This is a genomic window from Antarctobacter heliothermus (assembly GCF_002237555.1).
Taxonomy (GTDB): domain Bacteria; phylum Pseudomonadota; class Alphaproteobacteria; order Rhodobacterales; family Rhodobacteraceae; genus Antarctobacter; species Antarctobacter heliothermus_B.
On sequence record NZ_CP022540.1, the window covers coordinates 265,842 to 283,087 of the forward strand.

Annotated in this window: 16 protein-coding genes; 2 read left to right on the plus strand and 14 right to left on the minus strand. The window is 63.8% G+C overall.

The annotated features are described in order from the left end of the window. Positions 1-10: 10 nt before the first annotated feature. The 11 genes from ANTHELSMS3_RS01325 to ANTHELSMS3_RS01375 all read right to left on the minus strand — a co-directional run bounded on the left by ANTHELSMS3_RS01325 (position 11) and on the right by ANTHELSMS3_RS01375 (position 10,444). On the minus strand, positions 11-826 hold the full coding sequence (locus ANTHELSMS3_RS01325; protein WP_094033305.1) for a methyltransferase domain-containing protein: 816 nt from the start codon (positions 824-826) through the stop codon (positions 11-13). Then, positions 823-2,742 carry an ATP-dependent zinc metalloprotease FtsH gene (ftsH, locus tag ANTHELSMS3_RS01330; protein WP_094033306.1) on the minus strand — a complete coding sequence of 640 codons (1,920 nt, stop codon included), beginning with the start codon at positions 2,740-2,742 and terminating at the stop codon, positions 823-825. Before ftsH ends, ANTHELSMS3_RS01325 begins: the two co-directional genes overlap by 4 nt. Positions 2,743-2,819: 77 nt before the next feature. Continuing rightward, positions 2,820-4,229, minus strand: coding sequence for a tRNA lysidine(34) synthetase TilS (gene tilS, locus ANTHELSMS3_RS01335; protein WP_254694818.1), 1,410 nt, complete (start codon positions 4,227-4,229; stop codon positions 2,820-2,822). Continuing rightward, on the minus strand, positions 4,216-5,046 hold the full coding sequence (locus ANTHELSMS3_RS01340) for a tetratricopeptide repeat protein (RefSeq protein WP_094033308.1): 831 nt from the start codon (positions 5,044-5,046) through the stop codon (positions 4,216-4,218). The genes tilS and ANTHELSMS3_RS01340 overlap by 14 nt, the downstream gene beginning before the upstream one ends. Positions 5,047-5,049: 3 nt before the next feature. Next, positions 5,050-5,571, minus strand: a complete 522-nt coding sequence (gene pal, locus ANTHELSMS3_RS01345; protein ID WP_094036850.1) for a peptidoglycan-associated lipoprotein Pal — start codon at positions 5,569-5,571, stop codon at positions 5,050-5,052. A gap of 67 nt (positions 5,572-5,638) precedes the next feature. Next, positions 5,639-6,964 carry a Tol-Pal system beta propeller repeat protein TolB gene (gene tolB, locus ANTHELSMS3_RS01350; protein WP_094033309.1) on the minus strand — a complete coding sequence of 442 codons (1,326 nt, stop codon included), beginning with the start codon at positions 6,962-6,964 and terminating at the stop codon, positions 5,639-5,641. 197 nt (positions 6,965-7,161) lie between these two features. Continuing rightward, positions 7,162-8,343 (minus strand): cell envelope biogenesis protein TolA, encoded by a 1,182-nt coding sequence (locus ANTHELSMS3_RS01355; RefSeq protein ID WP_094036851.1) that lies wholly within the window; start codon positions 8,341-8,343, stop codon positions 7,162-7,164. A 7-nt stretch (positions 8,344-8,350) separates the two neighbouring features. Then, complete coding sequence (tolR, locus tag ANTHELSMS3_RS01360; protein WP_089277334.1) at positions 8,351-8,827, minus strand: protein TolR; 477 nt, start codon at positions 8,825-8,827, stop codon at positions 8,351-8,353. Between the two features lie 3 nt (positions 8,828-8,830). After that, positions 8,831-9,526, minus strand: coding sequence for a protein TolQ (gene tolQ, locus ANTHELSMS3_RS01365; protein WP_094033310.1), 696 nt, complete (start codon positions 9,524-9,526; stop codon positions 8,831-8,833). Between the two features lie 135 nt (positions 9,527-9,661). Then, entirely contained in the window at positions 9,662-10,048 is a 387-nt protein-coding gene (ybgC, locus tag ANTHELSMS3_RS01370; RefSeq protein ID WP_094033311.1) for a tol-pal system-associated acyl-CoA thioesterase, read from the minus strand. Between the two features lie 90 nt (positions 10,049-10,138). Then, positions 10,139-10,444 carry an HNH endonuclease gene (locus ANTHELSMS3_RS01375; protein ID WP_094036852.1) on the minus strand — a complete coding sequence of 102 codons (306 nt, stop codon included), beginning with the start codon at positions 10,442-10,444 and terminating at the stop codon, positions 10,139-10,141. 70 nt (positions 10,445-10,514) lie between these two features. On the opposite strand from ANTHELSMS3_RS01375, the gene ANTHELSMS3_RS01380 reads away from it, so the two are divergent. Further along, entirely contained in the window at positions 10,515-11,849 is a 1,335-nt protein-coding gene (locus ANTHELSMS3_RS01380; protein WP_094033312.1) for a mechanosensitive ion channel family protein, read from the plus strand. Continuing rightward, the gene (locus tag ANTHELSMS3_RS01385; protein ID WP_094033313.1) at positions 11,846-13,057 is read left to right on the plus strand and encodes a TIGR03862 family flavoprotein; all 1,212 of its coding nucleotides are present in this window, start codon (positions 11,846-11,848) and stop codon (positions 13,055-13,057) included. The genes ANTHELSMS3_RS01380 and ANTHELSMS3_RS01385 overlap by 4 nt, the downstream gene beginning before the upstream one ends. 58 nt (positions 13,058-13,115) lie before the next feature. On the opposite strand, the gene ANTHELSMS3_RS01390 is transcribed toward ANTHELSMS3_RS01385, so the two are convergent. The 3 genes from ANTHELSMS3_RS01390 to dgcA form a co-directional block, all read right to left on the minus strand. Next, positions 13,116-15,305, minus strand: a complete 2,190-nt coding sequence (locus ANTHELSMS3_RS01390) for an OmpA family protein (protein WP_094033314.1) — start codon at positions 15,303-15,305, stop codon at positions 13,116-13,118. Positions 15,306-15,309: 4 nt separating this feature from the next. Continuing rightward, positions 15,310-16,173: a D-amino-acid transaminase gene (locus tag ANTHELSMS3_RS01395; protein WP_094033315.1), complete on the minus strand. Its 864-nt coding sequence runs from the start codon at positions 16,171-16,173 to the stop codon at positions 15,310-15,312. Between the two features lie 90 nt (positions 16,174-16,263). Further along, the gene (gene dgcA / locus ANTHELSMS3_RS01400; protein WP_094033316.1) at positions 16,264-17,229 is read right to left on the minus strand and encodes an N-acetyl-D-Glu racemase DgcA; all 966 of its coding nucleotides are present in this window, start codon (positions 17,227-17,229) and stop codon (positions 16,264-16,266) included. Positions 17,230-17,246: the final 17 nt, after the last annotated feature.

Below are 17,246 nucleotides of genomic sequence, written 5' to 3' on the forward strand. Positions count from 1 at the left end.
GACGGTTTTCCTATGACGCAGATGCACCTTGCCCTGCGCGGACAACGGTAAAGAACAGGCGGCGAAAGGGGAACAGTGCGCTTCCGTCCGCCGACAGAGGATAGGCCTTGGGGATCAGATCATCATAGGCCCGGATCAGCCGTTCGCTTTCGCGGTCCGACATTGCTTGCAGAATAGGCCGTGCATACGTCGCCTCGGTAAAGCGACGTACCGGATGGCCGTCTTGCGACGGCGGCAGTTTCTGGAAATACTCCGTCTCCCAAAGGTTCACTTCCCCCAAGCCTTCGAGTAGGTGAATGTACTGGGCTGGCAAAAGGACAGACGGCAGGTCCACCTCGGACATCCGGCCCGGACACAGTTCATCGGCCAACGTTCGCCACAGGCGATGTGACGGAGCATTGTTCTGATGTGGCACTTGCACCGCCAGCGTCCCTCCCGGTGCCAGAGCAGAGACCAAGCGCGGCAAGAGGCTTCGGTGGTCATTCGACCAATGCAAGGAGGCGTTGGAAAAGATCAGCGCCGGCGCATCATGAGGTTCCCATAACGCAATGTCTGCGGCATCCAGTCGATCATGGAGCGCCAGAGCGCGCGCCTGTTGCAACATGGCGGGTGACTTGTCGACACCGATCAGCTTTGCGCGGGTAGTCTTGCAAAATCGCAGATGCAGGTCCGGCGCCACGTCGCCTGCGCCGCAGCCCAGATCAATCACATCCCCTTTGGGAAGAGAGCCGATCCGTGACAGAAGATCCAGAGCGGGCCGCAAACGATAACCCCGGAACCTATGATAGGTCCCGGGGTCCCAGTCGTTTTGCGGCGCATCGCTCATGCGGTGGGTTCAGGTTCCAGCCCGCCATCACCGGATGGCTTGGACTTCGGCTTGGTCTTGGGGATTGCGGTCAGCGACGGTTTGTCGTCCGCAGCTCCCGCCCCGCCATCGTCATCGCCCGAGTGGGGGTCCTCACCACGCATCACGCGCTTGATCTCATCGCCGGTCAGCGTTTCAAACTCAAGCAGGCCTTGCGCCAGCCGCTCCCATTCATCCTTGCGGTCGGTGAGGATCTGATAGGCGCGCTCATAAGCATCCTGAATAAAGCGGCGCACCTCTTCCTCGATCAATTCCTTGGTATGTGCGGAAACCGACAGGCCGGCTGTGTTGCCCTGATAGCCCTCATGGGCTTCAGCGTAATCGATATTGCCGATCTTGTCCGACATGCCCCAGCGCAGCACCATGGCCCGCGCCAGCGCGCTGGCCTGCTGGATGTCGCCTGCCGGTCCGTTTGAGACATTGTCTTCGCCATACTTGATGATCTCGGCGGCCTTGCCCGCCATGGTCATCGTCATCTTTTCCTCACACTCAGAGCGGTGCCAGTTCAGACGGTCGATTTCCGGCAAGCTCACCACCATGCCCAACGCGCCGCCGCGCGGGATGATGGTCGCCTTGTAGACTGGATCACACTGCGGCAGAGCCAGACCGACAACGGCGTGACCGGCCTCGTGATAGGCGGTCTTTTCTTTCTGCTCGTCAGTCAGGACCATGCTGCGCCGTTCAGCGCCCATCATGACCTTGTCTTTGGCCTGCTCAAAATCCTCCATCGTGACAAACCGGCGCCCGATACGTGCTGCCATCAGCGCCGCCTCGTTCACAAGGTTGGCAAGATCCGCACCGGAAAAGCCCGGCGTGCCGCGCGCGATGATGCGCAGGTCCACATCGGGTCCAAGCGGCGTCTTGCGGGCGTGCACGCCAAGGATCTTTTCGCGCCCCTTGATGTCCGGATTCGGCACCGTCACCTGACGGTCGAAACGACCGGGGCGCAGCAGCGCGGGATCCAACACGTCGCGGCGGTTGGTCGCGGCGACGATAATCACACCTTCGTTGGCCTCGAACCCGTCCATCTCGACCAGCAGCTGGTTCAACGTCTGTTCGCGTTCGTCGTTGCCACCGCCGTAACCTTGACCACGGGCGCGGCCCACGGCGTCGATCTCGTCGATGAAGACGATGCAGGGCGCGTTTTTCTTCGCCTGCTCGAACATGTCACGGACACGCGAGGCACCCACACCAACGAACATTTCGACAAAGTCGGACCCGGAGATGGTGAAAAACGGCACACCCGCCTCACCCGCGATCGCCCGCGCCAGCAGCGTTTTACCGGTGCCCGGAGGGCCGACCAGCAATGCGCCCTTGGGGATCTTGCCACCAAGACGGCTGAATTTCTGCGGGTTGCGCAGGAATTCAACGATTTCCTCAAGCTCTTCCTTGGCCTCATCAATGCCCGCCACGTCGTCAAACGTCACGCGGCCATGCTTTTCGGTCAAAAGCTTGGCCTTGGATTTGCCAAAGCCCATAGCGCCGCCTTTTCCGCCGCCCTGCATCCGGTTCATGAAATAAATCCAGACACCGATCAGCAGCAGGAAAGGCAACAGTGACAGAAGGAACGATTGAAAGCCGGATTGCTCCTGCGCCTCGGCCTTCATCGGGACGTTGTTGTCCAGCAGCAGGTTGGTCAATTCCGCGTCCTGCGGTTTGATCGTCACATAGTCCTGCCCGTCTTCTGTCCGATAGCGCACCTGCTCGCCATCGACCGTCGCGGAACTGACGTTCTGCGATTCAACGGCGCGCACAAAGTCGGAATAACTGACTTCGCGGCTTTGCAGCGTGGTTCCGCCGCCCGAGAACAGGTTGAAGAGCGCCAGGATCAGCAGGAAGAGGACGACCCAGAAGGCGATGTTTCTCGCGTTACCCAAGGGGGAACTCCTTTGAAAACTTTGGTGCGTCTTAGCACAGCGATTTGGTGTGTAACATAGACATCACGGGGCCGGGTTCAATGCGACAGCAGGAACCGGGCAAAGCTGCCCATCTCCTGTCCCATCGGCCAGAGGCGCGTGCCCGGCGTTCCGGTGTGGCCAAGCGCGTGACAGGCGACCAGCGTATCGCCCTGCCACAGGCTGGGCAGCGATTTGGCGGAATGAAAGGGCGGCGCCGCTTCGGGTCTTTCGCCGATCTGCGCCCAGCCGTCTTCCCCCAGCGCGCGCACGAATTCCCCCTTTGTGTCGGACCCATGCATCTGCCATCGCCCATCCCATAGCGGAACGCGCCCATCACCTTGGTCAAGCGGTTGGGTCAGGCCCTGCACCGCCTTGAATTCGCGGAAGATCCGCAATTTGTCCCGCTCCATCCGCGCCTCGCAGCCATGCAGCGTGCCAGCACCGCCAGCCAACAGACGGTCCAGCAAGGCATCCAAGGGGGCGATGCGCGGACGATATTCGGCTGATGACACCCATTGCAGCGCAGCGGCCAACAGGCGCAGTTGCGTGTCACGTTCGACCGGCTCAAAGCCGGAGCGGTCGAACAGGATTTCCCCAGTAGGTATGTGGCCTGCCCGGCCCTCGTGCCCGATCTCTTTCCAGACCTGAACGGCGCGCGCACGTAAGGCGTTCCGTGCGCGTGCCATACGTTCGGCGGTGTCGGCCAAAGTCGTCACGTCCAACCCCAGTTCCGCAAGCGCAGGCAGAGCTTGCCGGATTCGGCTGCGCCCGTAGGCCGGGTCATCATTCGACGGATCCTCGACCCAACGACCCTTTAATGTACGCAGGTAATGGCGCAACTCGGCACGGGTCATGGTTAGGCAAGGACGGACCACCTGGAACGCGCTATGGTGCCCGGGGCCGCCTTTGACCGGCATCGACTGCTGCGGCAAAACACCGTCAAACTCGGGAGCGGTCAGCGGACGCGAGCCACCGTGGCGCACCGTGCGACTGGCCGCCATCGCCGACAGCCCCTCAACCCCCGACCCGCGTGCCAGTCTCATCAGAAAGGTCTCGGCCACATCGTCGCGGGTGTGCGCCAACAGGACGTGCTGCAAATCGCCACGCCAGCGGTCGATCATTTCTAGCCGGCCACGCCGGGCGGCATCCATTTTGTTGCCTTGTCCGTCCCAGTGCCAGCGCAGCGTCGAATGAGGCCAGCCAAGTTCGCTGCATTCGCGGGCCACCATCGCCGCCTCATCGGCGCTTTCAGGACGGAACCCGTGATCAACTGTGACCACCCACAGGCGCACACCCCAAATCCGCGTCCAGTTGTGCGCCAGATACAGCATCGACATGCTATCGCCGCCGCCAGAAACAGCAAGGCCAATGTCGGACGGGAAACTGGGGCCCAGCAATTGCCCCATCGCCTCGGCAAACCTTTGATCAAGGCTCACCTCTGGCGGTACCAGCTTATTGGCAGCCAAGTGTCTGTCGGCTCGCCTCGGCCCGCGACACGGCGTCCGACCCCGGATACCGGACGCTGACCTCACCCAGCGTGATGCAGGCATCGTCAATCGACCCCAACGCGGCTATGGCGTCGCCCAGACGCCAAAGCGCCTCTGGCGCGACGGCAGCGTCCGGGAACCCGGAATAGGCCGACAGGTAGCGCCGCGCGGCCTCTCTAGAATCGCCCTGCCCTTCTAGGGCGCGGCCTTCGCCGACAAGCGCAGCAGGTTCCAGCGGCCCCATCGGATAGGTTTCGCGGAACTGCGCGAACAACAGTTCGGCGCCCGCGTAGTCGCCCTGCTCCAGCGCGTCCGCAGCCGACCGGAAATCCGCCTCTTCGCTGATCGCCAATTCGCCGTCAAACGGCAACGCATCGGTGGCGGGCGGCGTCGCGGGTTGCGCAACCGGGGCCGTTGGTACGGCATCACCACCCAACGGATCGGTTTCGCCCAGCTTGCCGATGTCGCAACCCGGCTCCAGCTCGCAGATGCGGAACTTGAGATCCCCGATCCGGTTGCTGCCGTCCTGAACGACGCGACCGATCCGGAACTCCAGTTCCTCGGCCTTGGCGGTGACACGCTGCAACTCACCCTCAATGGCGGCGATCCGGTCCAATGCCGATCCGCGAATCCCCAGGTCGGGCGATCCTGTGGTGTTCAGTTCGCTGCGCAAATTGCGCAGTTCGACCGTCAGAACCGCAAGATCCTGCTTTATGTCAGCCAGCGTTTCCGCCTGCTGCGCTGCGGCCATGCTGCCTGCCAAAAGGCAGGCCCCGAACACCATCCCCCGCAACATGGCTTAACCCGTCAGGCCAGTGGCCGAGATCACTGTCACGGCGCGGCGGTTCTTGGCATAACAGGCTTCTTCAGAGCAGATTTCCAGCGGGCGTTCCTTGCCGTAGCTGACGAACTTGAGCCGGTTTTGCGGGATGCCCTTGGCGACAAGATATTCCATCACTGCATTGGCACGGCGCGCGCCCAACGCAAGGTTGTATTCCCGTGTGCCCTGCTCATCCGCATGGCCCTCGATGATGGCGAGGTAATCGGGGTTGGTTTGCAGCCAGCTTGCCTGACCGTCCAGAACGCCCCGCGCCTCGGGGCTGAGCGACGACTGGTCGATCGCAAACAGCACACGGTCCCCGACACGGGCCGAGAAATAGGCGGGGGACTTGGGGTCATCAATGCTGCCTGGCACGATGGTCGATGTGTCCGGACCTCCGGCACCCCGGCTAGCATCTGGTCCGCCAAACCGATTTGGGTTGGTACAGGCTGCGGTCGCCAGTGCCGCGACCATCAGAAGGGCCATGGTTGTATGTTTCATGTTAAAGCAGTCCTGCTCTGGTTGTTGCGTCTGTTTTACCACAGCACGCAACATATGGGAATTGACGTTATTGTAGGGGACCCCAGCTGGGGTCAGAGGCACCGGCCGGTGTACGCACCCGTTTCAGATTTCGCCCGGAGACATCCACCGAATAAAGCGCCGACGACCCCTGAGCGCCCTGCGTTTCGCGTGAGAACATGATAACACGACCGTTGGGTGCCCATGTCGGCCCCTCGTCCAGGAAGGACGCAGTCAGCAGGCGTTCCTCTTTGCCGTCGGTGCGCATCACTCCGATGTGAAAGCGTCCGGCATTCTGCTTGGTAAAGGCGATGCGATCTCCGCGTGGCGACCAGACCGGCGTGCCGTACCTGCCCTCGCCAAAGCTGATGCGCTGCGCCTCACCGCCCATGGCGGGCATGACGTACAACTGCTGGCTACCGGAGCGGTCGGATTCGAACACGATCTGACTGCCGTCCGGGGAAAAGCTGGGTGCGGTCTCAATCGCCGGGGTCGAGGTCAGCCGTCGGGTCGCGCCCGAGGCAAGATCCATGGCGTAGATATCCGTGTTGGAGCCCTGCGTCAGCGAGTAGACCACCATGCGACCATCCGGCGAAAAGCGCGGCGCAAAGCTCATCTCGCCCTCGCCCACCTGCAAGATACGGCTGTCGACGTTGCCAACGGTCAACACATGGATGCGCGGAAACCCGGTGGCATAGCTGGTGTACAGAACCCGCTCGCCGTTTGGCGAAAAGCGCGGTGCCAACACCAGCGAGGAATCGTCGGTCAGGAACTGCACGTTTGCGCCGTCGTAATCCATGATTGCCAGCCGCTTCTGACGCGCATCCTTGGGTCCGGTTTCTGAAACAAAGACCACGCGGCTGTCGAAATAGGGCGTCTCGCCGGTCAGTCTACTATAGACCTGATCGGCAACCTTGTGCGCCAGTCGGGTCCACCCACTGGCGTCCGAGACAAACTGCATCCCCTGCCCCAGCTCTTGCCCGGCGAAGACGTCCCACACACGGAACTTGACCACCACGCGCCCAGAGGAATCCGCCGCAACCGATCCGGTGATCAGCGCCTGCGCGTTGATTGCCTTCCAATCGGCGAATTGCACCGGCGCGCCAAAGCTGCTGACGCGTGCGATGTGGGCATCGCGCGAAATCTCGCGGAACAGGCCCGTGCCCGTCAGGTCGGCGGCGATCACGCGGCTGATGTCGGTGGCAAACTGTTGCGCCGCCGGGCTTTCAGCGACGAAGTCGGGCACCGCAAACGGCATGGGCTCGATCACACCTTCGGTGAGCTCGATACGAAGCGGGCCGGACTGGGCCATGGCCTGCATCGGCAAGAGCGCCGTGGCACAGATAAGAACCAAGGCGGCAAGGCGTGCGATCATCTCGGGGACCCTCCTTCGGGTGCTGCTCGGACCGGATGCGGCGGGTCTGTGCCCGCCCTGCATCAACCTATCCTGATTTGGCCTGTCGCAAAACAGGCAATACATGTGGTGCAAGGGGGAATTTGCGCAGGAAGCCGCTCATTTCCACCCAATTCCTTCAGAGTACAACGCCGCCCAAGGGATCGCGGTTCCAGCAATCATCGCAACCGCATTGTGGCGGGGTTGAAAGTCATCTCTATTTCGCGCCACTGGTCGTATTTTTCGGCAGGCAAGGCATAGCCTTCGGCGCCCTGACATCGCAGCACGGCGCGCCGCGCCACCTGAAATGCGGTCTGGACCGCTGCGGCACTGCCCTGTGATGCATTCAGCATCTTCAGGCTGCTTTGGACGACCCGTCCGTCCTGCTCCATCTCGAAGCCCACGGTGACCGTGATGTTTGCCGCCTCGGATCCGACGTCCACCACCCAACACGCCTGCACTGCCAACCGCAGTGCCTCACGCTCTCCGGTGGTCATTGGCGGACCAGTGGGCGCGGCGGGGGCCGGAGCTGCGGACAGCGCCTCGGCCAGCGCCGAGGTAATGGCGTCATCCGCCCCGCTAAGGGGATCGGGATCGGGCTGGGCGGCCTCGGGCTGCGGTGCCGGATCGGGTCGGGTCGCCTGCGCGGCGCGCTGCGGTCGCGCCTGCGGGCGGATCGACTCGGAGGGGGCAAACCGCTCGTCCGCTTCTGTCACGATCTCGGTCGAGGTTTCAGGCGGGGCTGTCGCCTCGCGCAGTTCCTCTGCCACGTCGGGGCTGACGGCATCCGGGTCGGCCGCCTCTACCCGTTCTTCGGCGCGTTCAGTGTTCGGGTCCGGTGGAGCCACGGGGGTGTTGGCCACCCGGTCCGCCGGACGCGCTTTGGGACGCAACGATGCGGTCGGCGCGACTGGCGCGGGGGGTGGCGTAGGCAACGGCGCCGGTGGCACCGGAATCGGCTCTGGTTCCGGCAGCGGCGCGGGCACGGGAACCGGATCCGGTTCCGGAAGGGGTTGCGGGACGGGCGCTGGTTCTGGAGCGGGTTCTGGCGTCGGTTCCGGGGCGGGTTCGGGCACAGGTTCGGGTACCGGCTCTGGCTGGGGCGCAGGGGTCGGTTCCGGTACCGGAGCGGGTTCTGGCGCGGGCTCTGGTGTCGGTTCGGGCGGGACCACGGGCGTCACCGGCTCTGCCACCGGCTCGGGTGCCGGCGGCGCAGTCAGCGCTGCAAATTCCGCCTCGCTCAGCACTGTCACGTCTGCCACCTGCATCTGCGGCGGATCCGTCGCAAAGACATTGCCCAGCAGCAGCCAAGCGAGCACAAGGGCATGCGCCCCACCCGATATGTACAGATAGCGGTTCATTCGCGCCTCAGCCGCCGTCGGGCCCGTCGAGTGCCGGGCCACCCACATCCGTCACCAGACCGATCGAAGAAAATCCACCCGCGTTCAACGCGCCCATGATCTGGGCAACTTGTTCATAGGGCACTGACCCGTCGGCGCGCAGATAGACCCGGTCATCCGACCGTTCCGCCGCAATCGCGCGCAGCCGCCCGACCAGTTCGTCGCGTGAGACGACTGTGGTCTGGATCAGCACCTCGCCGTCCGCCGACAGCGTCACGGTCAGCGGCTCTTCGGTTTCTGCGGGCAACGCCTGTGCCGCCGTTTTGGGCAGTTCCACCGGCACGCCCACGGTCAACAACGGAGCGGCCACCATAAAGATAATCAGCAGAACCAGCATGACGTCCACAAAGGGCGTCACGTTGATTTCGGCCATCGGCTGTGCCCGGCTGCGACGCGAACCGCGCCGCCGCTTGCCCCCACCGGATTTGACGACCCCTGCGCCCATGGCTCAGGAATCCAGCTGACGGGAAAGGATGGTGGCGAATTCGTCGGCGAACGCCTCGTAGTTGCCCACGATCCGGTCCGCATCCGCCGAAAACTTGTTGTAGAAGATCACCGCCGGGATGGCCGCCAGCAGGCCAAGACCCGTCGCCAACAGCGCCTCCGCGATACCGGGGGCCACGACAACCAAAGAGGTGTTCTGCTGCGCGGCAATCTCGATAAAGGCGTTCATGATGCCGAAAACCGTCCCGAACAGCCCGATGAACGGTGCGGTAGAGCCGACCGTCGCCAGCACCGGCAGGCCGCGCTGCAACACATCGGCCTCTTTCTGGATCGCGACGTCCATCGACCTGTCGATCCGGCTTTGGGCATTGGCGATCAGCCCGCCGTCCTCACGGTGACTGCGGCGCCACTCCATCATGCCAGCGGCGAACACCCGTTCGGAGCGGCCCTTGGGTTCTGGCCCCAACTGTTCGAACAGCTCATCCAGCGGCTCACCCGACCAGAAAGCGCGGTCAAACCGCGTCGCCTCGCGCCGCGCCTTGCGGTAGCTGATGAATTTCTCGATGATGATTGCCCAAGCCCAGACCGAGGCCACCATCAGCAACATCATGACGAGTTTCACCGTCAGTGTCGCGCGCATGAAAAGTCCCCAGAAGGAGAAGTCGATCTCCGACGCGAGGGCAAGCGTTCCTGCTTCCATTAGTCCTGCTCATTTCCTGTCGGCCCCTGTGACCGGGGCTCTGATTACCGTGTTCTTTACCCGATTTGCAGGGGGAACGCTACTGAATAGGCGGCATTCCGCAGGAGGCCGCAGCCGGGCGTCGGCGCAAATCGGCTAGTGGACCCGCTGCCGCAGTTTGGCAGGCAGACGCGCGGGATGGCCATCGCGGGTCACGCAGACCGCCGTCACCTCGGCGCGAAAGACCACCTCCTCACCGCGCACCACTTCCTGACCCATGATCAAACGCACGCCGGTCATGCTGCGCACGGTGGTCCGCACCTCCAGCGCGTCGTCGTATTTCGCGGTCATCAGGTAGTCGGCCTCGATCCGCCGCACGACAAAGACAATACCGTCCTGTTCGCGCATGGCATTCTGATCCAGCCCTTGCTCCTTGACCCAGTCGGATCGCGCCCGTTCGATGAATTTCAGATAGTTGGCGTGGTAGACGATTCCCGCCATGTCGGTGTCTTCGTAGAAAACGCGGATCGGAAAACCATGCATGGGCGAACTCCTGTGTGGCAGGGTGACCCTAGGAGGGCCGCCGCAGCACGGCAAGCGACCCCAATGCCGCATTTCCGCAGGGCCCCGACCTTACCACTTGCGCCTACCGCCCGCGCGCGCTGCGGCTGTGAAACCCGGTGGTCGTCTAGCCATCCATGTCAGGAACCCTGACAATTCGCGATGCGTGCGCGGTTTGCGCACGGTGTTCAGGTCGCGCGCCAGTTGGCTTTCGGTGAACCGCGCGTGGATCTCGCTGTGGCAGATCTGGTGCAACTGAACCACCGCACCGCCCTTGCCACCTTTCAGCTTGCGGACAAGGTGATGCAGACTTTGTCGTGCACCCGGCGGAATCGGGCGCAAACACACCGGACAGACCGGGTCCTCACCCTCGACCACTTCGCTCCCCTTGTCCCCACGGCGCGCTTTGGGCAAGAGGATGGAACGACGACGCCAAGGATCAAACAGAATGAATTTCGACCTCGCCGACCAGCCCGAGTTCGTGCAACAGGCCGCCGACTATGCGCTGCACGGGTGGGAGATTGCCCGCGAATGGCTGATGTCGCCCGCCGCGTGGTCGCAATTTGGTCTGCTGGTGGCGGCCTTCGTGATCGCATGGCTCTCGACGCGTAAGCTGCGCCCTTGGCTGGAACGCGTCCTGACACCAGAGGCCGGGCGGACATCTGCCTTGGCCACGATCCGGCGTTTTCTGCTGATCTTCGTACCCCTGCTGTTGCCGTTGCTGGCCTTTGCCTTCACCGGCGTCGGTGAGGGCCTGACCCGCGCAATCTTTGGGTCGGGCGCCGTAATCGCATTTGGCAAGCGGTTCTTCTTGTTGTTGGCCGCCCGCGTTCTGGTGCGCGAGATCATCAAGGACGGCTTTCTCAAGGTGCTGGGCCGCCTGATCCTGTTGCCCGTCATGGCGCTGTACACACTGGGCCTGCTGGACGCCGCCACAGATCGCCTGAACGAACTGACCGTGAGCCTTGGCAATATCGAATTCACCGCCATGGCGGTGATCCGGGGCCTGATCGCCGGGTCGATCCTGTTCTGGCTGGGCCGTTGGTCCAACGACCAGACCGGCGCCTATATCCACAAGCAGGAGGAAATGCGCCCGGCCACCCGCCAGATTGCCGCCAAAGCAGCCGAGTTCGCGATCTTTGGCCTTGCCTTCATGCTGCTGATGAACATCGTCGGTATCCCGCTGACCTCGCTGGCGGTGATGGGTGGTGCTATCGGTGTCGGCCTTGGTTTCGGCCTGCAAAAGATCGCCTCGAACTATATTTCCGGCATCATCCTGCTGCTGGAGGGTCAGGCCACCGTGGGCGACTACGTCGAACTGGACAACGGTCAGACCGGAACCATCGTCAAAACCACCGCGCGGGCGATGATCCTTGAAACGTACGATGGCCGCTGGATCGTTGTCCCGAATGAGGATTTCATCACTACCCGGATCATCAACTATTCCGATCAAGGCAGCGCCAACCGGTATGAGGCGGATTTCTCGGTCAGCTACAAAACCGACATCAATCTGGTGCCCGCCATCGTCGAGGCGGCTGTGGCGCAGCATCCCGGCGTGCTGGACCTGCCCTATCCGCCCGATTGTGAGTTGCGCGGCTTTGGCGACTCTGGCGTGGATTTCGCAGTGGAGTTCTGGGTCAACGGAATCGACGACGGCCCGAACAAATACACATCCGACGTGCTGTTCCTGATCTGGAACGCGCTCAAGGACAACGGAATAGAGATCCCCTATCCCCATCGCGTCGTCGAATTGCATCAGGCGTCCGGGCCAGCCGCGCCATGAGCCATGCGCTGGTGATTGGTGGCGGGCCAGCGGGGTTGATGGCGGCGGATGCGCTGCTGTCGGCGGGGGTTCCCGTGGTGCTGGCAGAGGCGAAACCCTCAGTTGGGCGCAAGTTGTTGATGGCCGGAAAGTCAGGGTTAAACCTGACCAAGATGGAGGATCGCGCCGATTTTCGCGCCGCCTATGCCGATGCCGCACCAGAACTGGCCAAAATGCTCGACGCGTTTGGACCCGAAGAGGTGCGGACATGGGCGGAGGGATTGGGCCAGTCCACCTTTACCGGCTCCAGCGGGCGGCTGTTTCCGACCGCGATGAAAGCCTCCCCGCTGTTGCGCGCTTGGCTGGCGCGATTGGACGGCATGGGGCTGGACCGGCGCACGCGGTGGCAGTGGCTGGGCTGGGCCGAGGATGGCGGTCTGCGCTTTGACACGCCGGAGGGGCCAGTCGTTCAGCACCCGGCGGTCACGGTTCTGGCGCTTGGCGGGGCCAGTTGGGCGCGGCTGGGGTCGGACGGAGTCTGGGCGGATCATTTCCGGGCCGTGGGCCTGCCGGTGGCGCCGTTTGCCGCGTCGAATGCCGGGATTCTTGTCGATTGGTCGCCGCATATGGCCAAACATTTCGGCGCGCCGCTGAAGAATGTGACCTTTCGCGCCGGGCCATTGGAGAACCGGGGCGAGGCGGTGATTTCCGCGCGGGGGCTGGAGGGGGGCGGGATCTATCCGCTGACCCCGGCGCTGCGGGCGGGCCATGATCTGACGGTCGATCTGCTGCCGGATGTTTCGATGGATGTGCTGGTGGAGCGCCTGTCACGACCCAGAGGCAAGCAGAGCCGGGCCAATGCGATCCGCAAGGTGCTGCGACTGCCGCCGGCGGCGCAGGCTTTGCTGATGGAATTTGCCCGCCCCTTGCCCGAGGAGCCTGCCGTTCTGGCCGCGACGATCAAGGATTTACCCCTCCGCCATGCCGGGCTGCGGCCGATGGATGAGGCGATCTCGACCGCGGGCGGGGTGCCCTTTGCGGTGCTGGATGCGGGGCTGATGTTGAGGGACAAGCCGGGCTGTTTTTGTGCTGGTGAGATGCTGGATTGGGAGGCCCCGACGGGGGGGTATCTGATGACGGCCTGCCTTGCCACGGGGCTATGGGCGGGGCGTCATGCGGCCGCGTGGATGGAAGGCCAGCAAGAGGGGCGCCACAGTGGACAAGGTTAACGCCCCAACAAAATCAATGGCTTGCAGAGACGAATTTACCTGGAATTAAGGTTTACGCCTACTGCACCGCCTGCCCCGGCGCACGCCAGAACAACGATACATGTCGGTTGCGCGCCCGCCCTGCGTCACTGTCATTGTCGGCCACGGGCCGCGCCGACCCAAAGCCAACCACGTTCATTGCGCCCGGGCGCACCCCGCGTTTGGCGATCTCAACGGCCACCACAACGGCCCGTTGGCGGCTGATTGCCCGGTTCGCTGCGACCTCTCCGTCGGAGTCGGTATGGCCCTCAACCTGCACCTCTAGCCCGCCGTCCAGAACACACACGCGTGCCACAGCGGCCAGCGCATTGACGCCGCGCACCGATCTGGCGTCCAACCGCGCGGAGCCGGACAGAAAGTGGATCGGATCGGCGCGTTCGGCCAACAGGCTTTGCCGCGCGCATTCCGCGATCGAGGGCGTGAAATCCAGCTTTGGCAGCCAGTGGCCAGCAGCAAAGACTTGCGCCAAACCCAGTGCCGCATTTGTCCGCTCTGTCCCGGCCTCTGGAAAGACAGCCATCCGGCGCAAGCGCAGCGAGTCCTGCGGGTCGAGAATAGCGCGAATCGCCGCGTCGATCTGGGCCATGTCGACGCCGGGTGACAGCACGGCGTCCAGCGTTATTCCCTCTGGCCGGAGGGTCATGGTCAGATCCTCGACCTCTCCCAACCAGCGTTCGAGGGCCAGCAGAACCGTCTTTGCGCGTGGCAACGGCATATCCTTATCGCTGCCCGCACTGCCCGCGACGGCGGGCAGGCCCAACAGTGTCGGCACGTCCTGCGCCGTCAGATTTCCCGGCAAGGTGCCCTCAATCCGTGCGCCAGTTTGCGGCGTGTAGGTAAGGGTCGCGTCCAGAATCAGCCCGTCATCGACCAATTCGACCGTGCGCCGATAGTCCTGCCCCTGAGGGAGCGCCGTCAAAAGAGCATCGACCCGACCGGCACTGACCGGATCGGGCAACAGCGCGTCCAATGTGACGGCCCCCTCTTCGAACAGCAGCCGCCCTTCGACGATCTCGTCAAAGACGGTGCTGACAGCGTCCAATCCGTCCGACCAGCCCGTGATATCCGGGTAAAGCGCGTGTCGCAGCCCCGAGACATCCGCCCCCTCAAACGCCGCATCGAGGGTCTGTTGCGCCAGATCGACCGGCACAACGCCTTGGGCCGTGACCTTGCCAGCACGCCGTTCAAGCGCCAGCCAAAAAGGTTCCGGATCGGTCAGAGGAAGCCGCGACACCGCAAGCAGCGTTTCGCTTGGCAGATCGGCCCGCAGGGCGTCCAGCGCCTGATCCACGTCGTCGCCGCCGCGCAAGGCCGACAGGATCAGAGTGCCGGGGGTGACGGTGACGATCCCCTCATCCGCAACATCCAGAACACGCGCGGCGGCCAACATACTTGCGGCAAGCGCGGGATACCCCGGATCGACCGGACCGACCGACAGGGTTTCGGCTTGGACGCCCCGCGTGAACACCTCTGACAGGTCACGGGCCGATAGGGCGAGCGGCAGCTTGCCACGCAGGCTAACCCCAAGGCCCGGTTGCTTTTCCGCGATCAGGAAAAAGGGCCGACCGTCATCGCGCGCAATCAGATCCGATGTTACGGCGATGTCCGGGGGCAGTTCTGCAAGTTTGCGTCTGATTGCGGCCAGATCCGCAGGCCACAACGCCACGCCGCGGATTTGCACCGCGTCGCCCTTCAGCACGATGTCGGCCTCATCCAATTGGGCAACCGCCTGTGCCAGTGTCAGCACAGCCCCGTCCCAGACGTCAAAGGCCCCTCCGCTGGCCAGAGTGACCTCAGGGATCGGCCCGCCGGCCAGTTCGGTCAAAAATGCGATGGTATCGGCACGGCGTACATGACCCGCCAGTACCACGCCGTCGGTCCCCTTGCGCATCGAAAAGGCGAATTCTTCGACCTCTGGCAGCACCTGAAGGCGCGCGTTCACCTCTTTGACCCCGTCGATGGCGCGCAAATCGCTTTCGATCTGGCGCCGGACCGCGTGGCTTTGGACGCGGCCCGCAACGGTGATCTCGCGGCCCTTGACGGTCAGGGTCGGCGGATTGGGCAGGTCCGCCAGCAAGGCCGTGGCCTGCGCCTGCAGGCCCGCCTCTATCGTTGCGTCTTCGCGAGGCACCTGAAACAGGCCAAGCCCCGCCAGTGTCAGAAAGATCACCAGCGCGGCAATCGCCTCGACGAGCGCCTTGGCGGTCATTGGCTCAGATCGCGGCCTTGCGGCTTTCGTCCAGATAGATTTCGCGCAGGCGCAGGGCGCGCGGCCCCGGCGTGCCGGCGCCCAGCGCAACGCCGTCGATCTCAACCACCGGCATCACAAAGGTCGAGGCAGAGGTGATGAATGCCTCATCCGCGCCTTGCGCCTCTTCGATGGTAAAGTTGCGCTCTTCGACCTCCATCTGGGCCTCTTTGGCAAAGCGCAGCACGGCGGCGCGGGTGATGCCGTGCAGGATGTCGTTGGACAGGGCGCGGGTGACGATCCGGTTGCCCTTGATGAAATAGGCGTTGTTGCTGGTGCCTTCGGTGACAAAGCCGTCCTCGACCAGCCATGCGTCGTCGACACCGGCCTTCTTGGCCATCATCTTGCCCATCGACGGGTACAGCAGTTGCACCGTCTTGATGTCGCGACGGCCCCAACGCTCATCCGCGATCGAGATGACCTTGATGCCCTTTTTCGCGGCGGGGCTGTTGGCAAGGCCGGGCTTATTCTGGGTGAACAGCACGATGGTCGCGGGGGTCGTGTCCGGGTCGGGAAAGACGAAATCGCGGTCGTCGGGCGCGCCGCGCGTGATCTGAAGATAGACCAGCCCTTCGGTGATCTCATTGCGTGCGACCAGTTCGCGGTGAATCTCCAGCAGTGCGTCCATTGTCACCGGCGCGCGCATGTCCAGCTCGTCCAGCGAGCGTTGCAGCCGGGTGGCATGGCCTTTGAAATCGATCAGCTTGCCGTCAAGGACGGAGGTGACCTCATAAACGCCGTCACCCATCAGAAAGGCGCGGTCAAAGATCGAGACTTTGGCCTCGTGCTCGGGCAGGTAGTCTCCGTTGAGGTAAACGGTGCGGGTCATGGGCGTGGTCCTCGGGCAAAATGTTGTCGGTGTTGTAGGCAGGCGCCGGACGCGCCGCAAGTCTTAGGCGCGGCGGGGGCACGGCGGCTGTCAGCCCCACAGCGCGACCTCGGGCGGGTGCACGCCCTCCGCGTCATAGCGCAGGGGTGTGTCGCGGTCCTCAGACAGCAACAGCGGGCCGTCCAGATCGGTCACAGCAGCGCCCTGCGCCAGCAGGACCGCGGGCGCCATCGCGAGGCTAGAGCCCACCATGCAGCCGACCATCACACCGTAGCCCTCGGCCAGTGCGGCCTTGCGCAGGGCCAGCGCCTCTGTCAGCCCGCCGGTCTTATCAAGCTTGATGTTGACGATATCGTATTTGCCCTTCATCGCGGGCAGGGACGCCCGGTCATGACAGCTTTCGTCGGCGCAAACCGGCACCGGGCGGTCCATCCCGATCAACGCGGCGTCCTCACCCGCAGGCAAGGGCTGTTCGACCAATGCCACCCCAAGCCGCACCAGATGCGGGGCCAGATCGGCGTAGACAGACGCGCTCCACCCCTCATTGGCGTCAACGATGATGCGGGCCTGAGGCGCGCCGCGCCGCACTGATTCCAGCCGGGGCATGTCGTCAGGCGTGCCCAGCTTGATCTTCAAAAGGGGGCGGGCGGCGTGGCGCCGCGCCGCCGCCTCCATATTGTCGGGCGTGTCCAGCGACAGTGTATAGGCGGTCAACTCCGGCCCCGGCGCAGGCAACCCGGCCAGATCCCAGACCCGAACACCTGCGGCCTTCGCCTCCAGATCCCACAAGGCGCAATCGACCGCGTTGCGCGCCGCCCCGGCGGGCAGCGCCTCTTGCAGATCGGCACGAGAGATCCGCGCAGGCAACCCCGCAATCTCTGCCGCCACACTGTCCAGCGTCTCGCCATAGCGGGCATAAGGCACACATTCGCCCCAGCCACTCACCCCGTCCCGCGTCACCCGCACCGTCAGCACATGCGCCTCAGTCCGGCTGCCGCGCGAGATGGTAAAGGCCTCGGCCAGCTTGAACACGTCTCGCGATACGCTGATGGTCATCTCTGCCGCTCCTGCTT